At 63.0% G+C, this 23,616-nt stretch carries 21 protein-coding genes; 6 read left to right on the plus strand and 15 right to left on the minus strand.

What is annotated here, in order from left to right; all coding sequences use genetic code 11:
• Window positions 1–107: 107 nt before the first annotated feature.
• The 5 genes from AC56LN_RS04925 to AC56LN_RS04945 are packed head-to-tail and all read left to right on the plus strand — an operon-like array spanning window position 108 to window position 7,086.
• Entirely contained in the window at window positions 108–1,193 is a 1,086-nt protein-coding gene (locus tag AC56LN_RS04925) for a LacI family DNA-binding transcriptional regulator (RefSeq protein ID WP_499570220.1), read from the plus strand.
• Window positions 1,194–1,215: 22 nt separating this feature from the next.
• A complete protein-coding gene (locus AC56LN_RS04930) occupies window positions 1,216–2,433 on the plus strand; it encodes an AGE family epimerase/isomerase (protein ID WP_499570221.1) in 1,218 nt (405 codons plus the stop codon).
• Window positions 2,426–3,349 (plus strand): carbohydrate kinase family protein, encoded by a 924-nt coding sequence (locus AC56LN_RS04935; protein ID WP_499570222.1) that lies wholly within the window; start codon window positions 2,426–2,428, stop codon window positions 3,347–3,349. The genes AC56LN_RS04930 and AC56LN_RS04935 overlap by 8 nt, the downstream gene beginning before the upstream one ends.
• Window positions 3,349–5,772: a GH92 family glycosyl hydrolase gene (locus AC56LN_RS04940; protein WP_499570782.1), complete on the plus strand. Its 2,424-nt coding sequence runs from the start codon at window positions 3,349–3,351 to the stop codon at window positions 5,770–5,772. The genes AC56LN_RS04935 and AC56LN_RS04940 overlap by 1 nt, the downstream gene beginning before the upstream one ends.
• 36 nt (window positions 5,773–5,808) lie before the next feature.
• A complete protein-coding gene (locus AC56LN_RS04945) occupies window positions 5,809–7,086 on the plus strand; it encodes a sugar MFS transporter (RefSeq protein ID WP_499570224.1) in 1,278 nt (425 codons plus the stop codon).
• 3 nt (window positions 7,087–7,089) lie between these two features.
• Here the strand turns inward: AC56LN_RS04945 and AC56LN_RS04950 are convergent, their stop codons facing one another.
• From AC56LN_RS04950 to AC56LN_RS05020, 15 genes are all read right to left on the minus strand, one after another.
• Window positions 7,090–7,755 carry a response regulator gene (locus tag AC56LN_RS04950; RefSeq protein WP_499570225.1) on the minus strand — a complete coding sequence of 222 codons (666 nt, stop codon included), beginning with the start codon at window positions 7,753–7,755 and terminating at the stop codon, window positions 7,090–7,092.
• Window positions 7,752–9,296, minus strand: a complete 1,545-nt coding sequence (locus tag AC56LN_RS04955; protein ID WP_499570226.1) for an ATP-binding protein — start codon at window positions 9,294–9,296, stop codon at window positions 7,752–7,754. Before AC56LN_RS04955 ends, AC56LN_RS04950 begins: the two co-directional genes overlap by 4 nt.
• 66 nt (window positions 9,297–9,362) lie before the next feature.
• Window positions 9,363–10,652 carry a serine hydrolase domain-containing protein gene (locus AC56LN_RS04960; protein WP_499570228.1) on the minus strand — a complete coding sequence of 430 codons (1,290 nt, stop codon included), beginning with the start codon at window positions 10,650–10,652 and terminating at the stop codon, window positions 9,363–9,365.
• A 180-nt stretch (window positions 10,653–10,832) separates the two neighbouring features.
• Entirely contained in the window at window positions 10,833–11,366 is a 534-nt protein-coding gene (locus AC56LN_RS04965) for a DinB family protein (RefSeq protein WP_499570229.1), read from the minus strand.
• 732 nt (window positions 11,367–12,098) lie between these two features.
• Window positions 12,099–12,575 carry a hypothetical protein gene (locus AC56LN_RS04970; protein WP_499570230.1) on the minus strand — a complete coding sequence of 159 codons (477 nt, stop codon included), beginning with the start codon at window positions 12,573–12,575 and terminating at the stop codon, window positions 12,099–12,101.
• Between the two features lie 194 nt (window positions 12,576–12,769).
• Window positions 12,770–13,402 carry a hypothetical protein gene (locus tag AC56LN_RS04975; protein WP_499570231.1) on the minus strand — a complete coding sequence of 211 codons (633 nt, stop codon included), beginning with the start codon at window positions 13,400–13,402 and terminating at the stop codon, window positions 12,770–12,772.
• Window positions 13,403–13,571: 169 nt separating this feature from the next.
• Window positions 13,572–13,826: a hypothetical protein gene (locus AC56LN_RS04980; RefSeq protein ID WP_332533270.1), complete on the minus strand. Its 255-nt coding sequence runs from the start codon at window positions 13,824–13,826 to the stop codon at window positions 13,572–13,574.
• 243 nt (window positions 13,827–14,069) lie between these two features.
• The gene (locus tag AC56LN_RS04985) at window positions 14,070–14,567 is read right to left on the minus strand and encodes a hypothetical protein (protein WP_499570232.1); all 498 of its coding nucleotides are present in this window, start codon (window positions 14,565–14,567) and stop codon (window positions 14,070–14,072) included.
• A gap of 174 nt (window positions 14,568–14,741) precedes the next feature.
• Window positions 14,742–15,152: a lysozyme inhibitor LprI family protein gene (locus tag AC56LN_RS04990; RefSeq protein WP_499570233.1), complete on the minus strand. Its 411-nt coding sequence runs from the start codon at window positions 15,150–15,152 to the stop codon at window positions 14,742–14,744.
• Window positions 15,153–15,295: 143 nt separating this feature from the next.
• Complete coding sequence (locus tag AC56LN_RS04995) at window positions 15,296–15,652, minus strand: hypothetical protein (RefSeq protein WP_499570234.1); 357 nt, start codon at window positions 15,650–15,652, stop codon at window positions 15,296–15,298.
• Window positions 15,653–15,884: 232 nt separating this feature from the next.
• Window positions 15,885–17,228 carry a sulfite reductase subunit alpha gene (locus AC56LN_RS05000; RefSeq protein WP_499570235.1) on the minus strand — a complete coding sequence of 448 codons (1,344 nt, stop codon included), beginning with the start codon at window positions 17,226–17,228 and terminating at the stop codon, window positions 15,885–15,887.
• A gap of 18 nt (window positions 17,229–17,246) precedes the next feature.
• Complete coding sequence (locus tag AC56LN_RS05005) at window positions 17,247–18,254, minus strand: FAD:protein FMN transferase (protein WP_499570236.1); 1,008 nt, start codon at window positions 18,252–18,254, stop codon at window positions 17,247–17,249.
• 15 nt (window positions 18,255–18,269) lie between these two features.
• On the minus strand, window positions 18,270–19,088 hold the full coding sequence (locus tag AC56LN_RS05010) for a DUF4198 domain-containing protein (RefSeq protein WP_499570237.1): 819 nt from the start codon (window positions 19,086–19,088) through the stop codon (window positions 18,270–18,272).
• A gap of 21 nt (window positions 19,089–19,109) precedes the next feature.
• Window positions 19,110–19,619, minus strand: a complete 510-nt coding sequence (locus AC56LN_RS05015) for a DUF2271 domain-containing protein (protein ID WP_499570238.1) — start codon at window positions 19,617–19,619, stop codon at window positions 19,110–19,112.
• Between the two features lie 51 nt (window positions 19,620–19,670).
• On the minus strand, window positions 19,671–20,303 hold the full coding sequence (locus AC56LN_RS05020; protein WP_482899580.1) for a PepSY-associated TM helix domain-containing protein: 633 nt from the start codon (window positions 20,301–20,303) through the stop codon (window positions 19,671–19,673).
• A 411-nt stretch (window positions 20,304–20,714) separates the two neighbouring features.
• On the opposite strand from AC56LN_RS05020, the gene AC56LN_RS05025 reads away from it, so the two are divergent.
• Window positions 20,715–23,570: a 2-oxoglutarate dehydrogenase E1 component gene (locus tag AC56LN_RS05025; RefSeq protein WP_499570239.1), complete on the plus strand. Its 2,856-nt coding sequence runs from the start codon at window positions 20,715–20,717 to the stop codon at window positions 23,568–23,570.
• Window positions 23,571–23,616: the final 46 nt, after the last annotated feature.

Genomic DNA, 23,616 nt, shown 5'->3' on the forward strand with positions numbered 1-23,616 from the left:
TGACGCTCCAGAGGCGCGGCTGTTATAAAACGCACTGGAACAACGCGCGCCGGATGCCATCCGAACGACGCAAAAAACGCCCACAGAGGCGTTTATTAAACCAACGATTGGAGACCGATCATGTCCATGATCACGATGCCCGGCATGCCGGCGGTGCGGCCGTGAGCCAGGTCACGCTGCGCCACATCGCCAGCGCGACCGGGCTGTCGATTGGCACCGTCTCGCGCGCGCTGAAAAACCAGGGCGGCATGACGGAGGCCACCCGCACGGCCGTGCGTGACGCGGCGCTGCGGCTGGGTTACGACTTTTCGCTGCTCAAGAAAGGCCGCATCCGCCGCATCGCCTTCCTGCTGCACAGCCAGCACAACACCCTCACGTCCAGCCCCTTCTTCACGCCCGTGCTGCATGGGGCCGAAGAAGCGTGCCGGCGCGAGGGCATCGCGCTGTCGCTGATCGTCGTCGGACCGGCCGAACCGGTGCTCGAACAGATCCGGCTGCACCAGCCGGACGCGATCCTGTGCGCCGGCTTTTTTGAGCCGGAAATCCTCACGGCCCTGCAGCAGACCGGCAAGCCGATGGTACTGGTCGACATGCACCGGCGCGGTTTCACGTCGATCAACCCGGACAATATCAGCGGCGGCTACCTCGCCACGCAGCACCTGCTGCGCGTCGGGCGCAAGCGCATCGCGATGCTGTCGGGGTCCCTGGCCCACTACAGCATCGGGCAGCGCAACCGCGGTTTCCGCCAGGCGCTGTTCGACGCGAAGATGCATGCCGATCCGAACCTTGAAGTGAGCGTGCCCACCATGGGCGAGGGCGACGACGGCGTGATCGAAGCGATGCGCAGCCTGCTGGCGCTGCCGAAGCGGCCCGACGCGCTGTTCTGCTACAACGACAGCACGGCGCTGGTCGCGATGAAGTACTGCCTGGGCGAGGGGCTCAAGATTCCCTACGACCTGGCCATCGTCGGCTTCGACGACATCGCCGCCGCGGCTGCCGCCATCCCGCCACTGAGCACCGTGCGCGTGGACAAGGAAGCGCTGGGCCGCGCCGGCGTCGATGCGCTGCTCGCCAAACCCGAGCTCCAACAAACCAACCTGCAACAGCCCGGCCTCCAGCAGAGCGACGTGGACGCCACCCAGATAACCCTGCCAGTCGAGATGATCGTGCGCGAGAGCAGCTACGACGACTAGCGAACAACCACCAACACCCACCATGACCACGTTCCCGAACTTTCGCAGCCCGGACCTGCTGCTCGACCACGCACGCCACACGATGCGCTTCTACCATCCGCGCGCGATCGATCCCGCCGGCGGCATGTTCCATTATTTCAAGGATGACGGCGCCGTCTACGACCCGCGCCACCGGCACCTGGTGAGCAGCACGCGCTTCGTGTTCACCTACGCGATGGCGTACCGCCAGTTCGGTGATCCGGCCTACCTGGACGGCCTGCAGCACGCGGTACGCTTCCTGCGCGACGCGCACCGCGCGCCGGACGGCAGCGGCTACGCCTGGATGCTCGATGGGCGCGACGTCGAAGACGGCACCCAGCATGCCTACGGCCAGGCCTTCGTGCTGCTGGCGTATTCGCATGCGGCGATGGCGGGGCTGGACGAGACGCGTGCCTGGATCGGCGAGACGTTCGACCTGATGGAAGCGCGCTTCTGGAACGCGGCCGATGGCCTGTACGCCGACGAGGCGAGCCAGGACTGGAGCACGCTGTCGACGTACCGCGGCCAGAACGCGAACATGCACGCGGTTGAAGCGCTGCTGGCAGCGCACCAGGCCACGGGCGAAGCGCGCTACCTCGAGCGCGCGTATCTGGTGGCCCGCAACATCACGCAGCGCCAGGCCGCGCGCTGCGGTGGCCTGGTCTGGGAACACTACGACCAGGACTGGCAGCCTGACTGGAAATTCAACATCGACGATCCGGAAAACCTGTTCCGCCCGTGGGGCTTCCAGCCCGGCCACTTCACCGAATGGGCCAAGCTGCTGGTGCAGCTCGAAGCGCGCGCCCCGGGTGTCCTGCTTGATGATCTGAGCTGGCTGCTGCCAACCGCCGAGCGCCTGTTCAAGGTGGCGGTGGAGAAGGGCTGGGACAACGAGTTCGGCGGCGTGGCCTATTCGCTCGCGCCCGACCTGACCGTCTGCGACAGCCACAAGTACTTCTGGGTGCAGGCCGAAAGTGCCGCCGCAGCGGCGCTCCTGGCCACGCGGACCGGCAACGACGCCTACTGGACCTGGTACGAACGACTGTGGCAGTACAGCTGGAGCCACTTCGTCGACCACGAGCACGGCGCCTGGTACCGCATCCTCGACCGCGAAAACGGCAAGCTCAGTGACGAGAAAAGCCCGGCCGGCAAGGTCGATTACCACACGATGGGCGCGGTGTACGACATCGTCGCCGCGATGAAGGGAGGCCGCCATGGTTGATGCGCCGTTCATGCTGTGCGCCGGCGAAGCGCTGACCGACATGATCCACCAGGGCGACGAACGCTGGGTCAGCCGCGTGGGCGGCTCGACCTGGAACGTGGCGCGCGCGCTGGCCGTGCTGGGCGAGCCGACGGCATTTGCCGGCGCGATCAGCCGCGATCGTTTTGGCGACGCCCTGTGGGCGGCCAGCGAAGCGGCCGGCCTGGACCTGCGCCTGCTGCAGCGCGTGGACCGTTCGCCGCTGCTGGCCGTGGTCGAGGGCGGCGAGCCGCCGCGCTACTTCTTCATCGGCGACGACAGCGCCGACCTGCATTTCGATCCGTCGGCGCTGCCGGCCGGCGCCTTCGACGGCCTGCGCTGGGCCCACTTCGGCGGCATCAGCCTGGCGCGCGAGCCACTGGCCGCCACGCTGGTGGCGCTGGCGCGCACGTTGAAGGCGCGCGGCGTGTCGATCAGTTTTGATCCGAACTACCGCAACCTGATGGATGCGCGCTACACGCCGACGCTCGAAGCGATGGCCACCCTGGCTGACCTGATCAAGGTATCGGACGACGACCTGCGCGGCCTGTTCCCCGGCCTGGGTCTGGACGATGCCCTGGCGCGCCTGCGCGCGTTCAACCCGGGGGCCTACTGCCTGCTCACGCGCGGCGGCCAGGGCGCGAGCCTGTTCCATGGCGATGAGCGCTGCCACGCGCTGGCGCCGAAAGTGGCGGTCGTGGACACGGTGGGCGCGGGCGACGCCAGCGCCGCTGGCCTCTTGCACAGCCTTGCACGCCATCCGCAGCGCGCCTTGCAGGCGCACCTGCACGCCGCACTGGCGGCCGGCTCCGCCGCCTGCCTGCAGGCCGGCGCTACCCCACCGCCACCGGCGGCCATGCACCAACTGTTCGAACTGCTCGAAGGAGAAGCATCGTGATGCCGCATTTCCGTACCCGTTTCAGTGTCCCCACGCTGGTGCTGGCCTGCCTGCTGCCCCTGGGCGCACAGGTCGCGCTGGCGGCCGACAGCATGCCGGTCAACACCTTCATCGGCACCCAGGATGAAGGCAATACCTTCCCCGGCGCCTCCGCGCCGTTCGGCATGATCCAGGTCAGCCCGATCGCCGACCACTACGCCGGCTACCGTTACAGCGACAAGCGGATCCGGGGTTTTGGCCACTCGTTCCTGTCCGGCGCCGGTTGCTGGGAGCAGGGCGGGCAGCTGTCGGTGCTGCCGGTCACGGGCACCATCGGCCCGGGCGGGGATTTCGACACCGCCAAGAAAGGCACGTTCGACCACAAGCGCTATGCCGCCGATTACACGCATGACGGCGAAGTCGGCCAGGCCGGCTACTACAAGGTCAAGCTGACCAGCTACGGCGGCATCACGGCCGAAGCGACCGCGCTGACCCGCGCCGCCGCCGAACGCTATACCTACGCGCCCGGCACCAAGACCGGCCACGTGCTGCTCAACGTCGCCCAGGCCAACGAGCGCCATGGCGTCATCGGCAGCGAAGTACAGGTCGTCGGCGAGCGCGCCGTCGAGGGCAAGATCGTCACCCGCAGTTTCTGCGGCGGCGCCAAGTACACGACCTGGTTCCGCATGGAGTTCGACCAGCCGATCGCCGCCAAGGGCGTCTGGGACGACCGTGGCGGCTGGCCCGGCGCCGCCGGTCCGAGCCAGCAGGGCGAGGCCAAGCCGCATGGCGTGTGGCTGACTTTTGATCTGAAAAATGGCCAGGCCGTGACGGCCGTCAGCGCGATCTCGCATGTCGACGCGGAAGGCGCACGCATCAACCTCGCCGCCGACGGCAAGACGGGCGACAACCCCTTGAGCTTCGACGCCATGAAGACCAAGGCGCAGGCCAACTGGCAGCGTGAACTCAAGAGCGTGCGCATCAAGGGCGGCAGCAAGGATGACCGCACAGTGTTCTACACGGCGCTGTACCACGCGCTGCTGCAGCCGCTGACGGGCAATGACGCCGATGGCCGCTATCGCGGCTACGACGATGCGGTCCATACCGCGAAGGACTGGACCTACTACGAATTCTTCTCGCTGTGGGACACCTACCGCGCACAGAACCAGCTGCTGGCGCTGATCCGGCCCGAGCGCGCGCGCGATATCGCGACCTCGGTGCTGGCGATCCGCGACCAGGGCGGCTGGCTGCCGCGCTGGGGTTACGCCAACTTCGAGACCAATATCATGACGGGCGATCCGGTCACGCCGTTCCTGGTCGATCTGTGGCGCTTCGGCGCGCTCAAGGGCCGCGAAGCGCAGGCCTACACGGCGCTGCGCGAGAATGCATTCGGCGTGCCGGCCCACGGCATCCGTCCGCAAGGCCGCTCTGGCAATCCGAACTACATGAAGCAGGGCTTCGTGCAGTACGACCGTAGTTTTGTGTCGAAAGGAATGGACACCGACCCGCACCACGGTGCTTCGGCGACGCTCGAATACGCGCTGGCCGATGGCGCGCTGGCCGAGATGGCCAAGGCGCTGGGCCACGAGGACGATGCCCGTGTGCTGGCGCAACGCGCGCTGAACTGGAAAACCGTCTGGGACGCGAATGCGGTCGACGAACCGACCGGCCAGCGCGGCTTCCCGCGCCCACGCCTGATCGACGGCAGCTGGTTCGCCGATGTCGGCAGCGGGTTCGACCCGCGCGGCGACCATGGCTTCCATGAAGGCACGGCGTGGCAATACCAGTGGCTGGCGCCGCAGGACGTGCCGGGCCTGGCGGCAGCGATGGGCGGGCAGGCGTCGGCCCTCGGTCGCCTCGACCAGTTCTTCGACTACCCGGCCGTGCTGGCCGATCCGAACGCCGTGCGCAAGTCGTGGGTGGTGGGGCCGTACAGCTACTACGCGCAGTTCCGCTACAACCCGAACAACGAGCCGGACCTGCACGCACCGTGGATGTACACGCTGATGGGCCAGCCGTGGAAGACGACGACCGTGCTGCGCGCTGCCGAAACGCTGTTTACGAATGGGCCGGGCGGCGTGACGGGTAACGACGACCTGGGCACGATGTCGGCCTGGTACCTGTTCAGCGCACTGGGCATCTATCCGGACATGCCGGGCAGCGGCCGCTTCCTGCTGCACGCGCCGCGCTTTGCCGGCGCCGAGATCGACCTGGCCCAGGGCCGCACGCTGCGCATCGACGCTGCGGGCGCCAAGCCGGGCCAGCGCGGCTTCGTCAAGTCGGTCAATTACGGTGGCCGCGCGGTGGAACGCGTCTGGCTCGACTGGGAGCAACTGCAGTCGGGCGGCGCGCTGAAGTACCAGCTGGCGCCGCAGCCGGATGCGCAGGGCTGGGGCACCCGTGCCCGCGACCTGCCACGGCCGCCCGCCGGCATGGCCCGCTAAGCACCCCGACCACAATAACAATCATCAGGAGACAGCATGGCCAATATGGCAACGGGCGCGGCACCAGTCGCGCGGCAGGACGGTCCCCCCGGGACGCAACAAGGCAGTAACACGGGGGCGCTCGTCATCGTCACCATCCTGTTCTTCATGTGGGGCCTGATCACGTCGCTCAACGACGTCCTGATCCCGCACCTGAAGGCGGTGTACACACTGACGTATGTGCAGGCGATGCTGGTGCAGTTCTGCTTCTTCGGCGCGTATGCGATCGTGTCGCTGCCGGCCGGCGTGCTGATTCGCCGCATCGGTTACCAGAAGGGCGCCGTGACGGGCCTGCTGGTGGCCGCCGGCGGCTGCACGCTGTTCTATCCGGCCGCTTCCGGTGGCTACGGCATGTTCCTGCTGGCGCTGTTCGTGCTGGCATCGGGCATCACGGTGCTGCAGGTTGCGGCCAATCCCTACGTGGCGGTACTGGGACCGGCGCGTACGGCGTCGAGCCGCCTGACGCTGACGCAGGCGTTCAATTCGCTGGGCACGACGATCGGGCCGGCCGTGGGCGGGGTGCTGATCCTGTCGGCAGCGGGCGCTGCGGCCGTGGCGGGCACCGATGCAGCGGCGGAAGCGGCCAGCGTGCGCGGGCCGTACCTGATGCTGGCCGGCCTGCTGGTGGTGCTGGCCGTGCTGTTCCTGGCGGCGAAGCTGCCAACGATCGTCGCGGCCGATGACGATGGCGCGCCAGTGGCGGCGGGTGGCTCGGTGCTGGCGCACCGCCATCTGGTGCTCGGTGCGATTGGTATTTTCCTGTACGTGGGCGCCGAAGTGAGCATCGGCAGCTTCCTGATCAACTTCATCGGCGAGCCGCAGATCGCTGGCCTGGCGCACGCGGACGCTGCCCATTACGTCAGCATCTACTGGGGCGGCGCGATGGTGGGGCGCTTCATCGGCTTTGCCGTGATGCGCGTGGTCAGCCCCGGCAAGACGCTGGCATTCAATTCGGTGGCGGCAATCGTGCTGGTGCTGGTTGGCACGTTCGCGCAGGGCGATATCGCGATGTGGGCGATCCTGGCGGTCGGTCTGTGCAACTCGATCATGTTCCCGACGATCTTCAGCATGGCGCTGCACGGCCTGGGCAAGCACACGGGCCAGGGTTCCGGCATCCTGTGCATGGCCATCGTCGGCGGTGCGCTGGTGCCGTTCGCGCAGGGCGCGCTGGCTGATAGCCTGGGCGTGCAGATCTCGTTCTTGCTGCCGGCCGCATGCTATGCATTCATCCTGTATTTCGGCGCCCGTTACGCGTCGATGTACGCGCCGAGGTAAGCTTCACGCGTCGTAGCGGTAACCCAGGCCGTAGATCGAGCGGATCGGCTCCAGCCCCGGCGCCGCCCCGTCGATCTTGCGCCGCAGGTTCTTGACGTGGCTGTCGATCGCGCGGTCGGTGGCGTCGAGATTGTCGGCGCGGGCCGCGTCGAGCAACTGGGCGCGCGACAGCACCTGGCCCGGCCGGCGCGCCAGCGCGGCCAGGATCGCGTATTCGCTTGGCGTCAGGTCGAGCGCGTGGCCGTGGATCCTGACGCTGCGCGCGCCTTCGTCGAGCAGCAGGGCCGCCGGCGCGACGTCGCTACTTCCGGCGCGGCGCAGGATCGCCTTGATGCGCGCCATCAGTTCGCGCGGGCTGAACGGCTTGCACAGGTAATCGTCGGCGCCCAGCTCCAGTCCCAGCAAGCGGTCGATCTCTTCGACGCGCGCCGTCACCATCACGATCGGCACCTCCGAGAACGCGCGCACCGCGCGGCACAGCGCCAGGCCATCCAGGCCAGGCAGCATCAGGTCGAGCACGATCAGATCCGGTGTCGCCGTGCGGATCGCGGCCAGGGCTTGCGCGCCGTCGCCATGCACGGTCGGGACATAACCGGCTGCGCGTGCGTAGTCGGCAACCACGGCGGCCAGTTCGGGCTCGTCCTCGACGATCATGATCGTGCTGCTCATGGCGTCTCCTTTTCAAGAAGCGGCAGCGAGACGGTCACGCGCAGGCCGCCCATTGGTGAATGGGCGAACGTCAGCGCGCCGCCCTGCGCGGCAAGCAGGCGCCGGCTCAAGGCCAGACCCAGACCGGCGCCGCCATGCGCGCGGCTGCGCGATGCATCGACGCGGTAGAAGCGCTCGGCCAGCCGCGCCAGCGCGGCATCCGGCACGCCGGGCGCGCTGTCGTCGAGCGTCAGGAGCAACTGGCCGTCGTGCACCTGCGCGCTTAGCCGCACCGCGCCGCCGGGCGTCGTGTAGCGCAGGCTGTTCTCGAACAGGTTGGCCAGTACCTGCCGCAGGCGGTCCGGGTCGCCCAGCACCTGTGAGTATGCTGGCGCCCCGCCGGTCTCGAACGCCAGGCCGGCCGCCTGGAAGCGCGCGCTGAATGCTTGAGATTCATTGACCGCCAGCTGCCACAGGTCGAGCGGCACGCGCTGGCACGCCAGTTCGCCGACGTCGGCCCGTGCCAGCGCATACAGTTCGTCGATCAGCTTCGTCAGCGCATGCACCTGCAGCACCATCGCATCGACGGTGGCTGGTGTGGCCTGGCGCACGCCGTCCTGGATTGCTTCGAGCTGCGCGCGCAGCACGGCCAGCGGCGTGCGCAGTTCGTGCGACGTATCGGCCACCCATTGACGGCGCGCCGCCTCGGCCTGATCGAGCCGCTCGGCCAGCGCATTGAAGTGGCGTGCCAGGTCGCCCAGTTCGTCGCTGCGCTGGACCGGCAGACGCACGGCGTAGTCGCCTGCGGCCAGTGCGCCGGCGCCGCGTGCGAGGCGGTCGATCGGGCGCCGGAAGTGGCGCGCCAGGCCGATCGCGGCCAGTGCGCTGAGCACCAGGGCCAGCCCACCGATCAGCCACAGGCTGCGCTGCAACTGGTCGAGGAATGCGTACGCCATCGCGTCGCTGGGGCGCGCACTGCGCGCAACGCCAAGATAGCCGATCGTGCGGCCATCCACGGTGATCGCGCGCCGGGCCAGTGGCAGGTTGCCCGGCGGGCGGCCGGCGAGATAGCCGCCATTCGCATCGAGCAGGGTAATGCGTGTGTGCAGATCCGCGATGACGCCGGGTGGGGCGGGTGGGGGCGGTGGTAGCGGCGGCATCGGCGGGCCTGCTCGCTTGTGCAGAGGAGCGGCGGGCGACGCCGGCGCGGCAGGTGCCACAGGGGCGACAGGGTCCACTGGCCTGACTGGCGGCACCGGCTTCCCGCGCACGGACTGCAGGCGCCTCAGCTCGCCGCCGATCCAGTCGCGCCGCTCGTCACCAGGCGGCAGGAAGGTCCAGTCACCATGCTGGCTGTACTGGCGCGCGACTGAGCCCGAGAGTTCATCGAGGCGATCGAGTTCAATCGCCACCGCATAGTCGCCGAAGCTGCCCAGCACATTCTGGCGCAGCAGCAGCACGGCGGCGGCGGCCACCGTCAGCATGGCAAGGAGCACGGAGGCAAACAGGCGGTGGCCGATGGCGATTTTCACGGGGCGGGCAAGGAAGTGGTGATGGTGCATGGTAAGCCATCAGCGTCCCGCACAAGATTTGGCGCCTACGTGGCGCACCTGCCGGCCACGTACCGCTTACTCGGGCCACGAACCCAGTTGGCTGAACAGCCCGGCCTGGTCGACAAGCACCGATACCAGCATGGTCTCGTTGGCGTGCGTGAAGCGGTAGCGCAGACTGCGGCCCCCTTCCTTCGTTTCGCTGGACAAGAGTTCGACCGTTTGAAGCGGCCCCTTATCATCGGATCGCTCCTTCAGGTAGGCCAGGTGGGCAGGCGTGAACCGCGCGCCCAGGTCAGGGGTCAGCCTGGCAGGCGGCTTGCCTGCTGCAAGACTCGCCATCAAGGCGCGCACTTGCGCCGTCAGACCAGGGTTCGGGTCCGCAATGGCTTTTGGCGGGGCGTCGAACAATGCGGGCACGTAGTGCGCCGCGATCATGTCGGCAAACCTGGCGGGGAGGGCAGTCGTCGAATTGGCCAGCACGACCACCGTCAGCTTGTCATCGACATAGCGACACAGCTGTGTGCGAAAGCCTTGCCAGGCGCCACCATGGGCGATGTGCCGGCGCCCTTTGACCGTATCGACGAACCAGCCCAGCCCATAAGGTGCGTCGGCGCCATCGTTCAGCTTGACCGGCGTGAAGCTGGCCGTACGCAAGCGCGCATCCAGGATCTTGTCGCCGTACAGGGCCTGGTCCCAGGTGGCCAGGTCGCGCGCGGTCAGGTAGAGACTGCCATCCGCCGTTGTATTGAGCCTTGGCGCCACCCAGGACTGGTTTTTGTAAGCGTCTTTTTTCCATTCATAGCCGGCAGCGCGGTGCGGAACGATGTCGGCTTCGCTGATTACGCGCGTGCTCATGCCGAGAGGCGCAAAAATACGTTCGCGTAACTGGTCACCGTAGAACTTGCCGCCGGCCCGGTTGGCGATGAAGCCGAGCAGATGGTAGCCCATGTTGCTGTAAGCCCACTTCTCTCCGGGGGCGAAGCGCACCGGCACGGTCGCTTCGAGCGCGATCAGTTCCTCGTCGGTGTAGTCCTTGCGGAAGTCGATGATCTCGTACGGGTCGCCCAGCCCGGAGGTGTGACTGAGCAGGTGACGGATCGTGATTGGCGCCCAGGCCGCCGGCGTATCGGGCAGGTGGCGTGAGATCGGGTCGTCGAGCTTCAGCTTGCCATCTTGTTCGAGCAACAGGATCAGCGCCGCAGTGAAGGTCTTGCCGATCGAGCCAGACTGGAACACCGTTTGCGGCGTGACCGGAACGTTGTGTTCGAGGTTCGCCGTGCCGTAGCCCTTTTCCTTGATGACTTTGCCATCCTTGAGCACCAAGACACTCAGGCCGGGTACGTGACGCCGTTTCATTTCCTTCATCACAGCGTCGTCGAGGCTATCGGCATGGACGGGGCTGGCCAAGATCAATGAAAAGAGGGCGAGGTAAATGAGGCGCATAAAGCTCCGGTTTGGTGATGATTTGAATATCGGGTTGCCAAGTTGAAAATCCAGCGGTGGCCGCGACGGGCCACTGACCCAAAGCAGAAGTCGCTGACAGCTCTACTTGTGGCAAGGTATCCACTCAACAAGGTCAGTGACGCCAATATCAACGCCCGATTGCGACAGCAGGGTGCTTACCTGACCTCGATGATGCGTCTGATGATTGAACAGGTGTAGCAATAAGCTCCCGAAGCTCTTGCGAAATTCGCCACGCGAATTCTTGTATAGGAGCGGCGCTTCCAGGTCACTATCCGAGAGCTCTGTTGCCAAGGCCTCAATGATTGCATCGAGTCGCCTACGATGCTCCGACAGTACTTGAAGATCATCGCTATACCGATCAGCAAGACTAGTAGGCGCCGGAATTGCTTCCATGACTTTTAACGACGACAGACTGGAAGGATGTGCCACAAACCTGCGAAGCCAGATGGTGTCGCCAGCCACAATATGATTCAAGGTGCCTAGAATGGAGCCGAAAAACGCTCCACGATCCGCAATCAGCGCTTGCTGCGACAAAGTGGCCGCCGCGACATACAGCTTTTCATTCATGGAAGCGTTATACGTGGCTAGTAGAACAATGTCTTTCTTGCTAGGCATTTTGCTTGCGTTCCCTAGTCGGTTTCTGAAGATGTGGGAACTGCTGACGTTCGCTTCTGGCCGAATCCGGCCGGTTGAGGAAGCATAGAAGGTTGCCAGATCTAAAATTCAGCGTTGCCCGCGACAGACCGGAACCGACCCATTGTGGACATTAAGGACCGAACCAGGCTGGAGCTTGACAATCTTTCAGCTGAGCATATCAGTTCACCAAGCCTGAAAAGTCGCGGACTGTCACGAAGGGCGGGAGCCGACCCAAAGCCGATCTTCGCGGGAATCACTAGTCGAACAAAAAATTGCGACGTGGGACGTATCCTGGTTCATACCTTGACCGAGAAACCTCACGACTAATCCAACGACGAATAGGAGCGTTGTCTCGTGCAAGTAGCATCCAGCGAGCTTTGACGCCTACGCCTTCGGCTCCGGTTTTTGCAAGAATCCCGACCTCCTGCCAAAACCTCAGCGATCCGCGAAGTCGCATGAAATTGGCCATTGGCCAGAACTCGCGGCGCACGCGCTTTTGCAGATACATGAGCCCGACATTTTCTACGCGGTTCTGCGCTTCCGATGGGGGGGGCAGCTTTTCGAATTAACGCTGGATGACCGCTTCTGGCCGAACCCAACTATTCAGGGCAGCATAGCAGGTCGTCAGGTCGGATATCGAGCGGTGGCCGCGACCGGCCGGAACTGACCCGAAGCGGACGGCCACAATGACGTCTCGACTGAATGAAACCCTTACTTTTCATCCTCCAAGGGAAGCGCGCCATAGTTCTTTTTGATGCACTGACTAACCGAATCCGCAGTAGGTTCGCTATCGCAAGAATCAAGCATTGTTCGGACAGAGGCGATGACGGACGGCGAACCCATTTGCAGATACTTCCCGTTCTTCAAAAAATTAAAGCAGCTATTCGCTACCAAGGCACCACCTGTGCTCGGCCGATATCCACGGAGCTTGTCTACCATCACCGCCCAAGGAATCAATAATTTACGATCCTGCTCATTCACCTTGTCGGCGTACATTCCATTGAGAGCTGTCACTGCCGCCTCTACACTTTCATTATTAGTCTTGTTTGCAAGCTTGCTTTGCGTAAAGACCTCAGCAAAAACGGCCGCCTTAGCGCAATAGACCATTTCAGGGAGCATTTCATTGGCGCCCTGCGCGGCTGCATGTGGCAAAAGTGCGGTGGCGGCTATCAAAAACTTTAGTTGCAAATCTATCTCCAAAATATTCTGTACCCTATCGGTACCACATTAGCAGGCTCACCTGTCTTCGTTGTGCCGGGCAATGTCTGCTTGTGGCCGAACCCGGCCGTTCACGTCAGCTTAGCAGGTTGCCTGGCTTGAAAAAGCACTGACTGTTACGACAGGCCGGTACCGACCCGAAGCGGACACAAGATGAGCATGGGTCACAAAGTCGGATAGCCAATTGCAGCAGCTTCGACGACGAGCTGATCGAAGTGGCGCAGTGACTTCAGCCTTTCGACCAAGGCCGAAGAAAGGGGCTCGTGCTTGTAGACCCGTGCAATGGCCTCAACGGGAATATCGATCCCGTAGTAATGCTGGGCAAAGTCAAGATAAGCTTCAGGTTCACCCTTGTAGTAGGAGAGCAGCCATGACGAGCCATCCGGATCAGTCGCCGAAGGATATTCGATCTTGCCCTTACACCAAGCCTGAGCACCTGCTGGGAACCAGATGCAGAAGGTCGTATCGTCCATATGAAACGCCGGCTCCATCAATGAGGACGAGAACTGGGGCGGGACGTGCTCAAGGACACCCGGCCAGATTTTCGCAGGATGCGAAGTCCACGGCGACATTGGCGACTCGTGATCGAACCCTCGAATAAAACACCCGGCTGGATCAAAAACAGCAAACAGGTCGTCGCCTTGGCCATTTCGCATTGAACCCATCTGTGTAGCGGGAGACCAGCGGGCATCGAAAGAAAAGTACCGGTACTCCCAGTCCTCTTCCAATATTGCATCGAGCATTGCAAGAGATTGCATGATGCGTTTCAGTTTATTGGGCGCTGGAAGGTCGAGCATAGGTCGTGAATGTATGGTTATCAACGGTGGGTAGGTCCGGTTTTGGCCGAAGCCAGCCGTCCAACTGAACATATCAAGTCGCCAAAGCGGAAAAGTCGCGGATTGTCACGAAAGGGTGCAACCGACCCAAAGCGGCCCTTTACAGCAGTTGCGGCAAACCCCGACGAATCTATTGATTTCTGCTATCTCTTCGGTATAGCCATTCCGATAAATGCCACGTACCCAATCCAAAAAGGGCACCGCCAATGATGGTTGTTAGAGCAAATACAATCAACGCCTGCATGAATCCATTTTGAATCCAAGCCTGACTAGCAAAAAATAAACCCATAGGCACGCCAAACCCGAGAATACCTCGTTTGCTGACCCAGGCTGAACAACCAGCTACCCTAAGTTCTTTCCATTCGCTTTTGCGTGTGCTCTTCATTGAATCTTCTGACAATAATTATTGAATCTTTGTACCCCTCTAATTCTACAAGCGGTAGAGCCACGAAGACGCGCACTTTGTCACAAACGTAGCCTCCGAATGATGGCTTTTGGCCGAACCCGGCCGTTCACATCAGCTTAGCAGTTTGTACGGCTTGAAACAGCACTGACTGTCACGGCAGGCCGCTACCGACCCGGCGCGGAGATGGCGACCTTTTGCGCTATATCTAATCCGCTGCCAGACTCACTTCGTTGGGACCGAAGATAACGCTGGATGATCGAATTCGCATTTATGCATGAGCCAGAGTGAAATGCACAATGCGACAAGGTTTATTCCGATGGCGACACGCGCACCCGGTTGTCCCAAGTTGATACTGAATTGCGCACCAAATCCCGAACCGAAAAATCCGACTTGAAATGGTGACAGCTTGGCGAAGACCTGAAGTTGCGCACCGCAAAACACTGTGTAGCCGAGAAAGGGTGTCTGTAGCAGAGGCGTCTGCACAAACCAGAAAATCACATTGCGGTATAGGGCGTTCCGAGTGCCTTCAAGAATTTGCACGCCACACCATATACCCCATAGAAAAAAACCCATGCCGAGTGCGAAGGGAACGATATTTGTTGGGACTAGCTCCTGACCTTGCAGAACTGCGGTCATGCTTGAGCCAAATCCAAGTGCCCCGCCACCGATGGACAGGACGCCAAGTCCACGACGTTGCCAGTTATTCAAAGAGCCGATCATGTGAATCTGCGCGTTGTTTTTGTTGAAGATGCGCGAGATTACCAGACGACAGCTAGGAGGAAATGCTCGGATTCTCACCACAACAGACAGGAAACGATATATCAACGCTTACGCCTTCTCGAGAAGTCCGCTTTTGGCCGGAGGCAGACTGTCTTATCGGCGATAGCAACTAGCTTAGCGGCCTGGACCATTCTCCAGCAGACTTCGCAGACTCTGCTCTCGCTCCTTCGTCAGCTTCGTTCTACGTTCATTTACGTAGATGAACGCTTTCGCCCCCCAGCACAGCTGCGTGTTGAACTCGGGGCATGCAAACTGTGCTTTCCAATCGTCCTCTCTAAAAGTCAACCAGGAGTTTTGAGCGTGGGCAAGCCGTTCTAAGAACAGCGAATTGCTTGCGTATTTTGCAACAACACTCCGATAGACAGATTCCATCTCATTTTCCGCAGCGACAAGATCGTCGTAAGAGCAAGCACCCAAATTTGGCTGGCTGCTCGTTCGATCACAGGTCGGAATACGCGATGCAGACACGCCGCTGCTGATCAACATACCGAGCAATATTGAAGCTCCAAGGGTGAATTTTTTCATCAAACCACGCATGCCTTCGACGTTAGGATATGTCCGCTATTGGCCGAATCCGGCCTGTGGGAGCGCGATAGCAGCTTGCTGGGCGGAAAATTCCTCGGATTGTCACGACCGGCTGGTTCCGACCCGAAGCGGACGGTCGCGTTCTAGTCACTGACGTCGTAACGCGCTTCGATACCACGCCAGCCATGCGCGTCAAGTACTTCCCTAGCAAAATGCATCATTTCTTGCCATTCTTTAGTTTTCAACATCTCATCTAAAGAGTTTGGCAGCATGGCGTGCCGAACTTCGTAGTACGCATCGAAATCTCGTAGGGACGCCAATTCCTCGTTGGAGAACTCGCTCTTGAAAAGTTCGTCTGTTGGGTGGTAGAAGTCGCCAAACCATTGATTCACCAATTCGTTTGCCACGTTGACCGGCGCCCGCTTTTGGTAGTCAAGTTGATCGCTTTTAGAAGCGATCAAGTTCAACAGATTGACGATATTGGCACGGTGTGGAGACATAGAATCCTCGTTGACTTCTCAACCTTCAATGACCGCTTCTGGCCGAAAGCGGAAGTTCCTAATAGCACTTTCCCGTCAGTCTCTTGTGTCAAATATAATTTTTTTGGATCGAACTTTATGGCTTTGTGTGTGACTTTTTTGTCCGTCCATACTCATGCTCAGTCACTGTATGCTCAGTCAGTGATAACTGAAAAGAAGTGTACTGACAAGAAAATTGAACTTGATCAGGGCATCAGTACACGTCCCGCCGATAGCGCCCATCGCCCATCATGGCCTCAACCGTGGCCGCGCCCAGCACGTCGATCAGTGCATCATGCACGCCGCCAGCCATTCCCTGCAGGCTGCCGCAGACGTAGATCGCCGCGCCATCCCGCACCCACTGGCGCAAGAGGTCAGCCTGCGCGGCAACCAGATGCTGCACATAGCGCGCCGTGCTCCCGTCGCGCGAAAACGCCAGATCGAGCCGCGCAAGGGCGCCGCTGTCGCGCCATTCCTCCAGTTCGCCCCGGCACAGGAAATCATGGGCGGCATTGCGTTCGCCAAACAACAGCCAGTTGTCGTGGGTGCCAGCGTCGATGCGTGCCTTGAGCAGCGCGCGCAGGCCCGCCAGCCCGCTGCCGTTACCGATCGCGATCAGGGGCCGCAGCGCATTCTCGCCCAGCCGGAAGCGCGCATGCGCGCGCACCCGCAGCCGGATCGTGTCTGTCGCAAGCGCGTCCGTGCACAACCAGCCCGACGCCGCGCCCGGCGTCCCGTCGGCACGCTGCTGCAATCGCACCAGCAACGTGAGCTGGCCTTCTGCCGGTACCGAGGCAATCGAATACTCGCGCGGATGCGCCGGGTCGGCCGGCGCGCTCACCTGCGCCAGGTCGCCTGCTTCCCACGCCGGCAGTGCGCCATCCTGCGGCACCAATGCGAGGCGGTACAGCGGTGCGCCGGCGCTGCCGGGATTGAGCAGCGTGCGTTCGGCGATGCGCCATGCGCCGTAGGCGGGCGCTTCCCAGTCCGGAGCGTCGCTCGTGCCGGCCAGGTGGCTCAGGTGGTGCTGCCATGCGGCCAGTGCGTCCGGTGCGCCGCGGTCGACGTCGATCCGCTCGAACAGGCTCGTTGCGCCGCGCTCGCGCAGCCAGGCATCGAGCGCGCGGCCGAAGCCGCAGTAGTTGGTATAGGTGATGTCGCCCAGGGCCAGCATGCCGAAGTGCAGCTGTGACAGGTCCGGCGCCGTGCCCATCGTCTGCGTGGCAAAGCGCGCGGCGGGATCGGGTGCGTCGCCTTCGCCGTAGGTGCTGCAGACGAACAGGATGCGGCTCGCGCCGGACAAGGTTGGCAGGTCGAGTGTCGAGATGCAGGCCGCGCGCGCGTCCAGGCCCCCAAGCGCCAGCGTTGCGGCCGTCCGTTCGGCGAGAAATTGTGCGCTACCGGTCTGGCTCGCGTAGACCACGAGCCAGTCGGCAGCCACACCGCTGGGGCGCGCTTTGGCCAGATGCATGCGCCACAGTCCCACGCACAGGATCAAATAAGCGCCGCACAGCGCCAATGCACTGCCCCAGCGCAGCGGTTCAATTGTCAACATCATTGCATCATCATTGGAGCATCATTGGAGCATTGAGCGCCAGTCGCGCGTCGTGGTTTCTTTCAGGCCGACCGTGCCACGCACAAGAAAGCGCGCCGCAATCCCCCGTTGCTCCGCAAACGCCAGCCCGTCATCAGGCCCCAGCACCGTCAGTGCAGTGGACAGCGCATCAGCCGCCATGCAGGTCGGCGCCAGCACCGTGACCGAGGCCAGGTCGTGATCGACCGGATAGCCGCTGCGCGGATCGAGCGTGTGCGCCATGCGCCGCATGCCATATTGAAAGCTGCGCCGGTAGTCACCCGAGGTGGCGATCGCCAGCCCGTGCAGGGCAACGATCGTCTGCCCGACAGCCTCGCAATCCGGCACGCCCTCGACCTCGACCCACCATGGCTGGCCATCCGGCTTGACCCCGGCGCCGCGCAATTCACCGCCCGCTTCGACAACGAAATGGCGCACGCTGCGATCCACCAGGCAGGCAGCCATGCGATCGACCGCATACCCCTTGGCGACCGACGAGAAATCCAGGATCGCGCCGCCCGGTTGCAGCAGGCGTCGCCCGGCATGGTCGAGCACCGGCTGGCGCTCAACCCGGCGCGCGAGAACATCGGCAACCAGCTCAATCTGCGGCGCCTGGAACCCCGGCTGATCGTAGCGCCCGTGGGCGCCGAAGCCCCACAGGTCGACAAGCGCGCCGGCGGCCGGATCGTAGGCGCCGCCGCTATCTGCCGCCACCTGCAGCGCATACTCGGCGACGGCAAAAAACTGCGGCGGCAGCGCGTGCCAGCTGCCGGCAGGCGCGCGGTTGTAGCGCGACAACAGGGAATCGGCATCCCAATGGCTCATCTGCGCAACAATCTCGTCCAGCTCGCCTTGTAGCGCGGCGGTGAGCACGGCGCCATCGGCGCCCGGCGGCAGCATCAGCCGCGCCGACCAGGTCGTGCCCATCGACGTGCCGGATGTGGTGAACAGCGTGCTGCCGCCGGGCGGCATGGCCGCGTCGACGGCCAACGGAACGAGAATGGTACGCATCGAGCCCGTACGCCCTTACTGCGGCAGGACGTCGAGCGTGGCCGTGTAGCTGTAGCGCTTCGCGCCCGGCGTTGGCGGCCCCTTTGGCGTCTCGAGCGGGAACTTGGCCGAGAGCCAGTACATATTCGCTTCCGGGACCGTGAACTTGACCTCGCCCTTGGCATCGGTGGTGAAGCGCAGTTCGCCCAGCGTGCCGCGGTACTTGACGGCGCCCGGCACCATGCTGAACGGGAAGTTCGGCAGCGGCTTGCCGTCGAGCTGGAAGCGGAACGTGATCGGCTCGCCCGCGCGCAGGTCGGACGGGTTGGTGACCGGCACCATTTCAAGGCCGACGCCACTTGGCTTGAGGGCCGTATCGTTCATGTCATTGGCGGAGACGAAGGTTTCCAGGCGCGAGTGCGTGGTGCTGGTGGTCACGTCGGTCGCGCCAGCCGGCACTTGCGCGCCCGGTGTGCCTTCAACGCCGCGGAAGCGCTTGACCTCGCCGCCCAGCTTGTAGCTGCCCATCACGTTGTTGCTGACGATGGCCAGGCGGTAGGTGCCGTCTTTCGGCAGGCGGATGTCGATCGTGCTGCGGAATTTGCCGAGCACGGCGCCTTCGGCCTTGGTCGTCACGCCATCGGGCCCGGTGATCGTCAGGTTGTCCAGGCGCAGCGGCACGTGGTGGAATTCAAACAGGCCTTCCGAGATCGCGCCGTCGAGCGTGACCCACGGTTCCTTCGCTTCGACCATGGCCGTGCTGGGCAACAGCCAGCCACGGTGCGCCTGCGCGCTCATCGACATGCCGGCCAGGGCCAGGCCGAGCAGGGCGCCCTTGAGGATACGGTTGTGCATGGGATTCTCTCTTGATTGTTGTTATTGGAGCTCGAGGGCGACGGCGCCCAGTTCTTCCTTGCCGGCGGCATTCGCTGCCACCTTGCCCTTGCCGGTCCACGTAAACGGCACCTTGACCAGTTCACGCCCACCCGCTTCGCGCGATGCTTCGACGACCAGCTTGTAGTCGCCGGCTGGCAGTTTGTCGAGGCCATGCTTGGCGCCGGCGAATTTCATCGTCTGGCTGCCTGCAGGGCGGGTGGCGCCGCTGACGCCATCGAGCGGGAATTTGGCATCACGCCCGGCCTTGCGCCACCACGTACGCAGGTCCTTGACCCATTTGTCGCCGGCGGCGTCCTTCTTCAGGTCGTACAGCACGGCGAGATTGGCCGCGACGCTCTGGTCGGCGCGCTCGAGCCAGATCGCCACATACGGTTTGTGGTATTCGGCCACGTTCAGTTGCGGCAGGTCGAACTTGACCGACAGGTCGGCAGCCATGGCCCAGCCGGAAACGAGCGGCAGCGTCAGGACGAGCGAGTGGGACAGTTTCATGCTTGGTCTTCTCTCAGGTTGGAAATCGGTAGAACGATCAGTTAGCAAACTTCAGTGGACAAACAACAACGCCAGCACGGCCGGCAACACGATGCCGAAGCCGATCACCGGCCAGGTCGACGGCCGGTTGGCCGCGTGGTATTTCATGATCAAGAAGCCCGTGATGCAGAACACGATGCAGGCGACCGAAAAAATGTCGATGAACCAGCTCCAGACGGCGCCCGTGTTGCGGCCCTTGTGCATGTCGTTGAGCCACGAGATCCAGCCGCGGTCGGTGCGCTCGAATTCGGCGCTGCCGTCGACGGCGATGCGCAGCCAGGCGTCGCCACCGGGGCGGGGCAGGGCGATGTAGGCGTCTTCCTCGGTCCATTCGGCGCGCTGGCCGCGCACATCGACGGGGAATGCGCTGTTGGTCCAGTCGGCGATGCTGCTTGGCAGCGGCACCTTGGCGTCCGCGTGTTCTTCGGCCCATTGCTGGAATTCAGGACGCAGCGGCGCGGGCAGCGTGGCTTTCAGGCGCGTGACTTCGGGCGTGGCCTTGATCAGCGCCGCGTTGTTCAGCGTCAGCCCCGTGAAACTGAAGAGCAGCATCGCCATCAGGCAGATCGCCGAGCTGATCCAGTGCCACTGGTGCAACTGCTTGAGAAACATGGCGCGGCCAGCGCCCGGAAGGCGCTGGGGCATGCCGCAAGCGACTGGGGCAGAGGTACCGGGTGCTTTGGCCGATGCCGGTAACGCTGGCTGGGCAACATCAGGGGACGGGGTGGAGGTGGACATGCCATAAATGATAACGATTATCATTTACATGGTCAATGTGGTATTGACGACAAGCGCACATTTGCTGCCCGGTAGTGAGTGTTCAAAAACACATTTGGAAATAAATTATTCTGGGAATGTAATCTGCCCTGCGGGAGATCATGCGTTACAATCATGAGCGCAAACAGGCAGGATTTTGCACATGTATTGGTACCGAAACAGTCCTTCCCCCACAACTTGATGTCTTGAAGTGCAATCCGCTAAACGGTCAGGCCGTGTCGCGGAAGGTTAAATAACCCGCCCAACCCTCGCGAAGCGCGAAAAGAAAGGTGAGCAAGAATGATGCAACAACAAAACGCCAACTCATACCTGTTCGGCGGCAATGCCCCGTACGTGGAAGAGTTGTACGAGGCCTATCTGGACAATCCGACGTCGGTGCCAGAAAACTGGCGCGCCTACTTCGACCAGATGCAGCACGTGCCGGCCGTCGATGGCTCGAACCGTCCTGACGTCGTCCATTCATCGGTCATTGCGTCGTTCGCCGAACGCGCCAAGCAGGGCCCGATCCGCACCGTGGTCGCCTCGGCTGACTCCGAACTGGGACGCAAGCGCGTCGCCGTGACCCAGATCACCGCCGCCTACCGTTACCTCGGTTCGCGCTGGGCCAACCTGGATCCGCTGCAGCGCCAGGAACGTCCACTGCTGCCAGAACTCGATCCTGCGTTCTACGGCTTCACCGAGTCCGACATGGACACGGTCTTCAACATCACCAATACGTATTTCGGTCAAGAGACCGCGCCCCTGCGCGATATCCTGAACATGCTGCGTGACACGTACACCCGCTCGATCGGTGCCGAGTTCATGTACATCAGCGACCCGACCGAAAAGCGCTGGCTGCAAGAGCGTCTGGAATCGATCCGTTCGACCCCGACCTTCTCGGCCGAAAAGAAAAAGCACATCCTCGAGCGCCTGACCGCGGCCGAAGGCCTCGAGCGCTACCTGCACACCAAGTACGTCGGCGCCAAGCGCTTCTCGCTCGAAGGTGGCGAATCGTTCATCGCGTCGATGGACGAAGTCATCCAGCGCGCCGGTGAAAAGGGTGTCCAGGAAATCGTGATCGGCATGGCCCACCGCGGTCGCCTGAACGTCCTGGTCAACACCCTGGGCAAGAGCCCGGCCGACCTGTTCGAAGAATTCGAAGGCAAGCACGCCGACGACCTGCCAGCCGGTGACGTCAAGTACCACCAGGGCTTCTCGAGCGACATCACCACGCCGGGCGGTCCGGTTCACCTGTCACTCGCCTTCAATCCGTCCCACCTCGAGATCGTCAACCCGGTCGTCGAAGGTTCGGTCAAGGCGCGCATGGAACGCCGTGGCGACCGCAAGGGCAAAGAAGTCTTGCCGATCCTCGTGCACGGCGATGCTGCATTCGCCGGCCAGGGCGTGGTCATGGAGACCCTGAACCTGGCGCAGACCCGCGGCTACGGTACGGGCGGTACGGTCCACATCGTCATCAACAACCAGATCGGTTTCACGACGTCGGATCCGCGCGATGCGCGCTCGACGCTGTACTGCTCGGACGTCGTCAAGATGATCGAAGCACCGGTGCTGCACGTGAACGCCGACGATCCTGAAGCCGTCGTGCTGGCCAGCCAGATCGCACTCGACTACCGCGCCGAATTCGGCAAGGATGTCGTCGTCGACATCATCTGCTACCGCAAGCTCGGCCACAACGAGCAGGATACGCCAGCGCTGACCCAGCCGCTGATGTACAAGAAGATCGCCAAGCACCCGGGCACCCGCAAGCTGTACGCCGAAAAGCTGGCAGCGCAGGGCACCATCGAAGCCGACGGCGGCGACAAGCTCGTCGCTGCGTTCCGCGATGCGATGGACGCCGGCAAGCACACGGTCGATCCGGTGCTGACCAACTTCAAGAACAAGTACGCTGTCGACTGGGCGCCGTTCCTGAACAAGAAGTGGACCGACGCTGCCGATACCGCCGTGCCACTGACCGAACTGAAGCGCCTGGCACAACGCATCACCACGACGCCGGAGAACTTCAAGCCGCACTCGCTGGTCGACAAGGTGCTGGCCGACCGCGCCAATATGGGCCGCGGCGAAGTCAACCTCGACTGGGGCATGGGCGAACACCTGGCCTACGCGTCGCTGTTGTCGTCGGGTTACGCCATCCGCCTGTCGGGCCAGGATGCGGGCCGCGGCACGTTCGTGCACCGTCACGCCGTGCTGCACGACCAGAACCGTGAACGTTGGGACCAGGGCATTTACCTGCCACTGGCCAATGTGTCCGAGAACCAGGCCAACTTCACCGTGATCGACTCGGTGCTGTCCGAAGAAGCCGTGCTCGCCTTCGAGTATGGTTTCTCGACCGCCGAACCGAACACGCTGACGATCTGGGAAGCCCAGTTCGGCGACTTCGTCAACGGCGCGCAAGTCGTGATCGACCAGTTCATCGCTTCGGGCGAAGTGAAGTGGGGCCGCGCGTCGGGCCTGGTCATGATGCTGCCGCACGGCTACGAAGGCCAGGGTCCTGAGCACTCGTCGGCACGTATCGAGCGTTTCCTGCAACTGTGCGCAGACAACAATATGCAAGTGGTCCAGCCAACGACCGCCGCACAGATCTTCCACCTGCTGCGTCGCCAGATGGTGCGTCAGTTCCGCAAGCCTTTGGTCATCTTCACGCCGAAGTCGCTGCTGCGTAACAAGGATGCCGGTTCGCCGCTGACCGACCTGGCCAAGGGCGGTTTCCAGACCGTGATCGGCGAATGCGACGACAAGATCGACGCATCGAAGGTCAAGCGCGTGCTGGTCTGCTCGGGCAAGGTCTACTTCGACCTGGTCAATGCACGCAAGGCGCGCGCTGTCACCGACACTGCGATCATCCGCATGGAACAGATGTACCCGTTCCCGCACAAGTCGTTCGGCGCCGAACTCAAAAAGTTCCCGAACGCGGCTGAAGTGGTGTGGGTGCAGGACGAGCCGCAAAACCAGGGTCCGTGGTTCCAGATCCAGCACAACATCTTCGAAGGCATGGAAGATGGCCAGCGCCTGGCATACGCTGGCCGCGCCGCCTCGGCGTCGCCTGCGGTCGGTTATGCCGACAAGCACATCGCGCAGCAGAAAGAACTGCTGGAGACGGCGTTCTCGAAGCTCAAGGGCTTCATCCTGACGAAGTGATCACCAATAAGTAAGACCACGACCCCGGCGCAGTGCGTCGGGGTTT

It is taken from the genome of Telluria sp. ZT3P26, from assembly GCF_059686035.1.

Coding starts and splice junctions, on each gene's coding strand:
- AC56LN_RS04930 (WP_499570221.1), top strand. CDS start 1,216: ATGACCACGTTCCCGAACTTTCGCAGCCCGGACCTGCTGCTCGACCAC.
- AC56LN_RS04935 (WP_499570222.1), top strand. CDS start 2,426: ATGGTTGATGCGCCGTTCATGCTGTGCGCCGGCGAAGCGCTGACCGAC.
- AC56LN_RS04940 (WP_499570782.1), top strand. CDS start 3,349: ATGCCGCATTTCCGTACCCGTTTCAGTGTCCCCACGCTGGTGCTGGCC.
- AC56LN_RS04945 (WP_499570224.1), top strand. CDS start 5,809: ATGGCCAATATGGCAACGGGCGCGGCACCAGTCGCGCGGCAGGACGGT.
- AC56LN_RS04950 (WP_499570225.1), bottom strand. CDS start 7,755: ATGAGCAGCACGATCATGATCGTCGAGGACGAGCCCGAACTGGCCGCC.
- AC56LN_RS04955 (WP_499570226.1), bottom strand. CDS start 9,296: ATGCACCATCACCACTTCCTTGCCCGCCCCGTGAAAATCGCCATCGGC.
- AC56LN_RS04960 (WP_499570228.1), bottom strand. CDS start 10,652: ATGAAGGAAATGAAACGGCGTCACGTACCCGGCCTGAGTGTCTTGGTG.
- AC56LN_RS04965 (WP_499570229.1), bottom strand. CDS start 11,366: ATGCCTAGCAAGAAAGACATTGTTCTACTAGCCACGTATAACGCTTCC.
- AC56LN_RS04975 (WP_499570231.1), bottom strand. CDS start 13,402: ATGCTCGACCTTCCAGCGCCCAATAAACTGAAACGCATCATGCAATCT.
- AC56LN_RS04980 (WP_332533270.1), bottom strand. CDS start 13,826: ATGAAGAGCACACGCAAAAGCGAATGGAAAGAACTTAGGGTAGCTGGT.
- AC56LN_RS04985 (WP_499570232.1), bottom strand. CDS start 14,567: ATGATCGGCTCTTTGAATAACTGGCAACGTCGTGGACTTGGCGTCCTG.
- AC56LN_RS04990 (WP_499570233.1), bottom strand. CDS start 15,152: ATGAAAAAATTCACCCTTGGAGCTTCAATATTGCTCGGTATGTTGATC.
- AC56LN_RS04995 (WP_499570234.1), bottom strand. CDS start 15,652: ATGTCTCCACACCGTGCCAATATCGTCAATCTGTTGAACTTGATCGCT.
- AC56LN_RS05000 (WP_499570235.1), bottom strand. CDS start 17,228: ATGATGTTGACAATTGAACCGCTGCGCTGGGGCAGTGCATTGGCGCTG.
- AC56LN_RS05005 (WP_499570236.1), bottom strand. CDS start 18,254: ATGCGTACCATTCTCGTTCCGTTGGCCGTCGACGCGGCCATGCCGCCC.
- AC56LN_RS05010 (WP_499570237.1), bottom strand. CDS start 19,088: ATGCACAACCGTATCCTCAAGGGCGCCCTGCTCGGCCTGGCCCTGGCC.
- AC56LN_RS05015 (WP_499570238.1), bottom strand. CDS start 19,619: ATGAAACTGTCCCACTCGCTCGTCCTGACGCTGCCGCTCGTTTCCGGC.
- AC56LN_RS05020 (WP_482899580.1), bottom strand. CDS start 20,303: ATGCCCCAGCGCCTTCCGGGCGCTGGCCGCGCCATGTTTCTCAAGCAG.
- AC56LN_RS05025 (WP_499570239.1), top strand. CDS start 20,715: ATGATGCAACAACAAAACGCCAACTCATACCTGTTCGGCGGCAATGCC.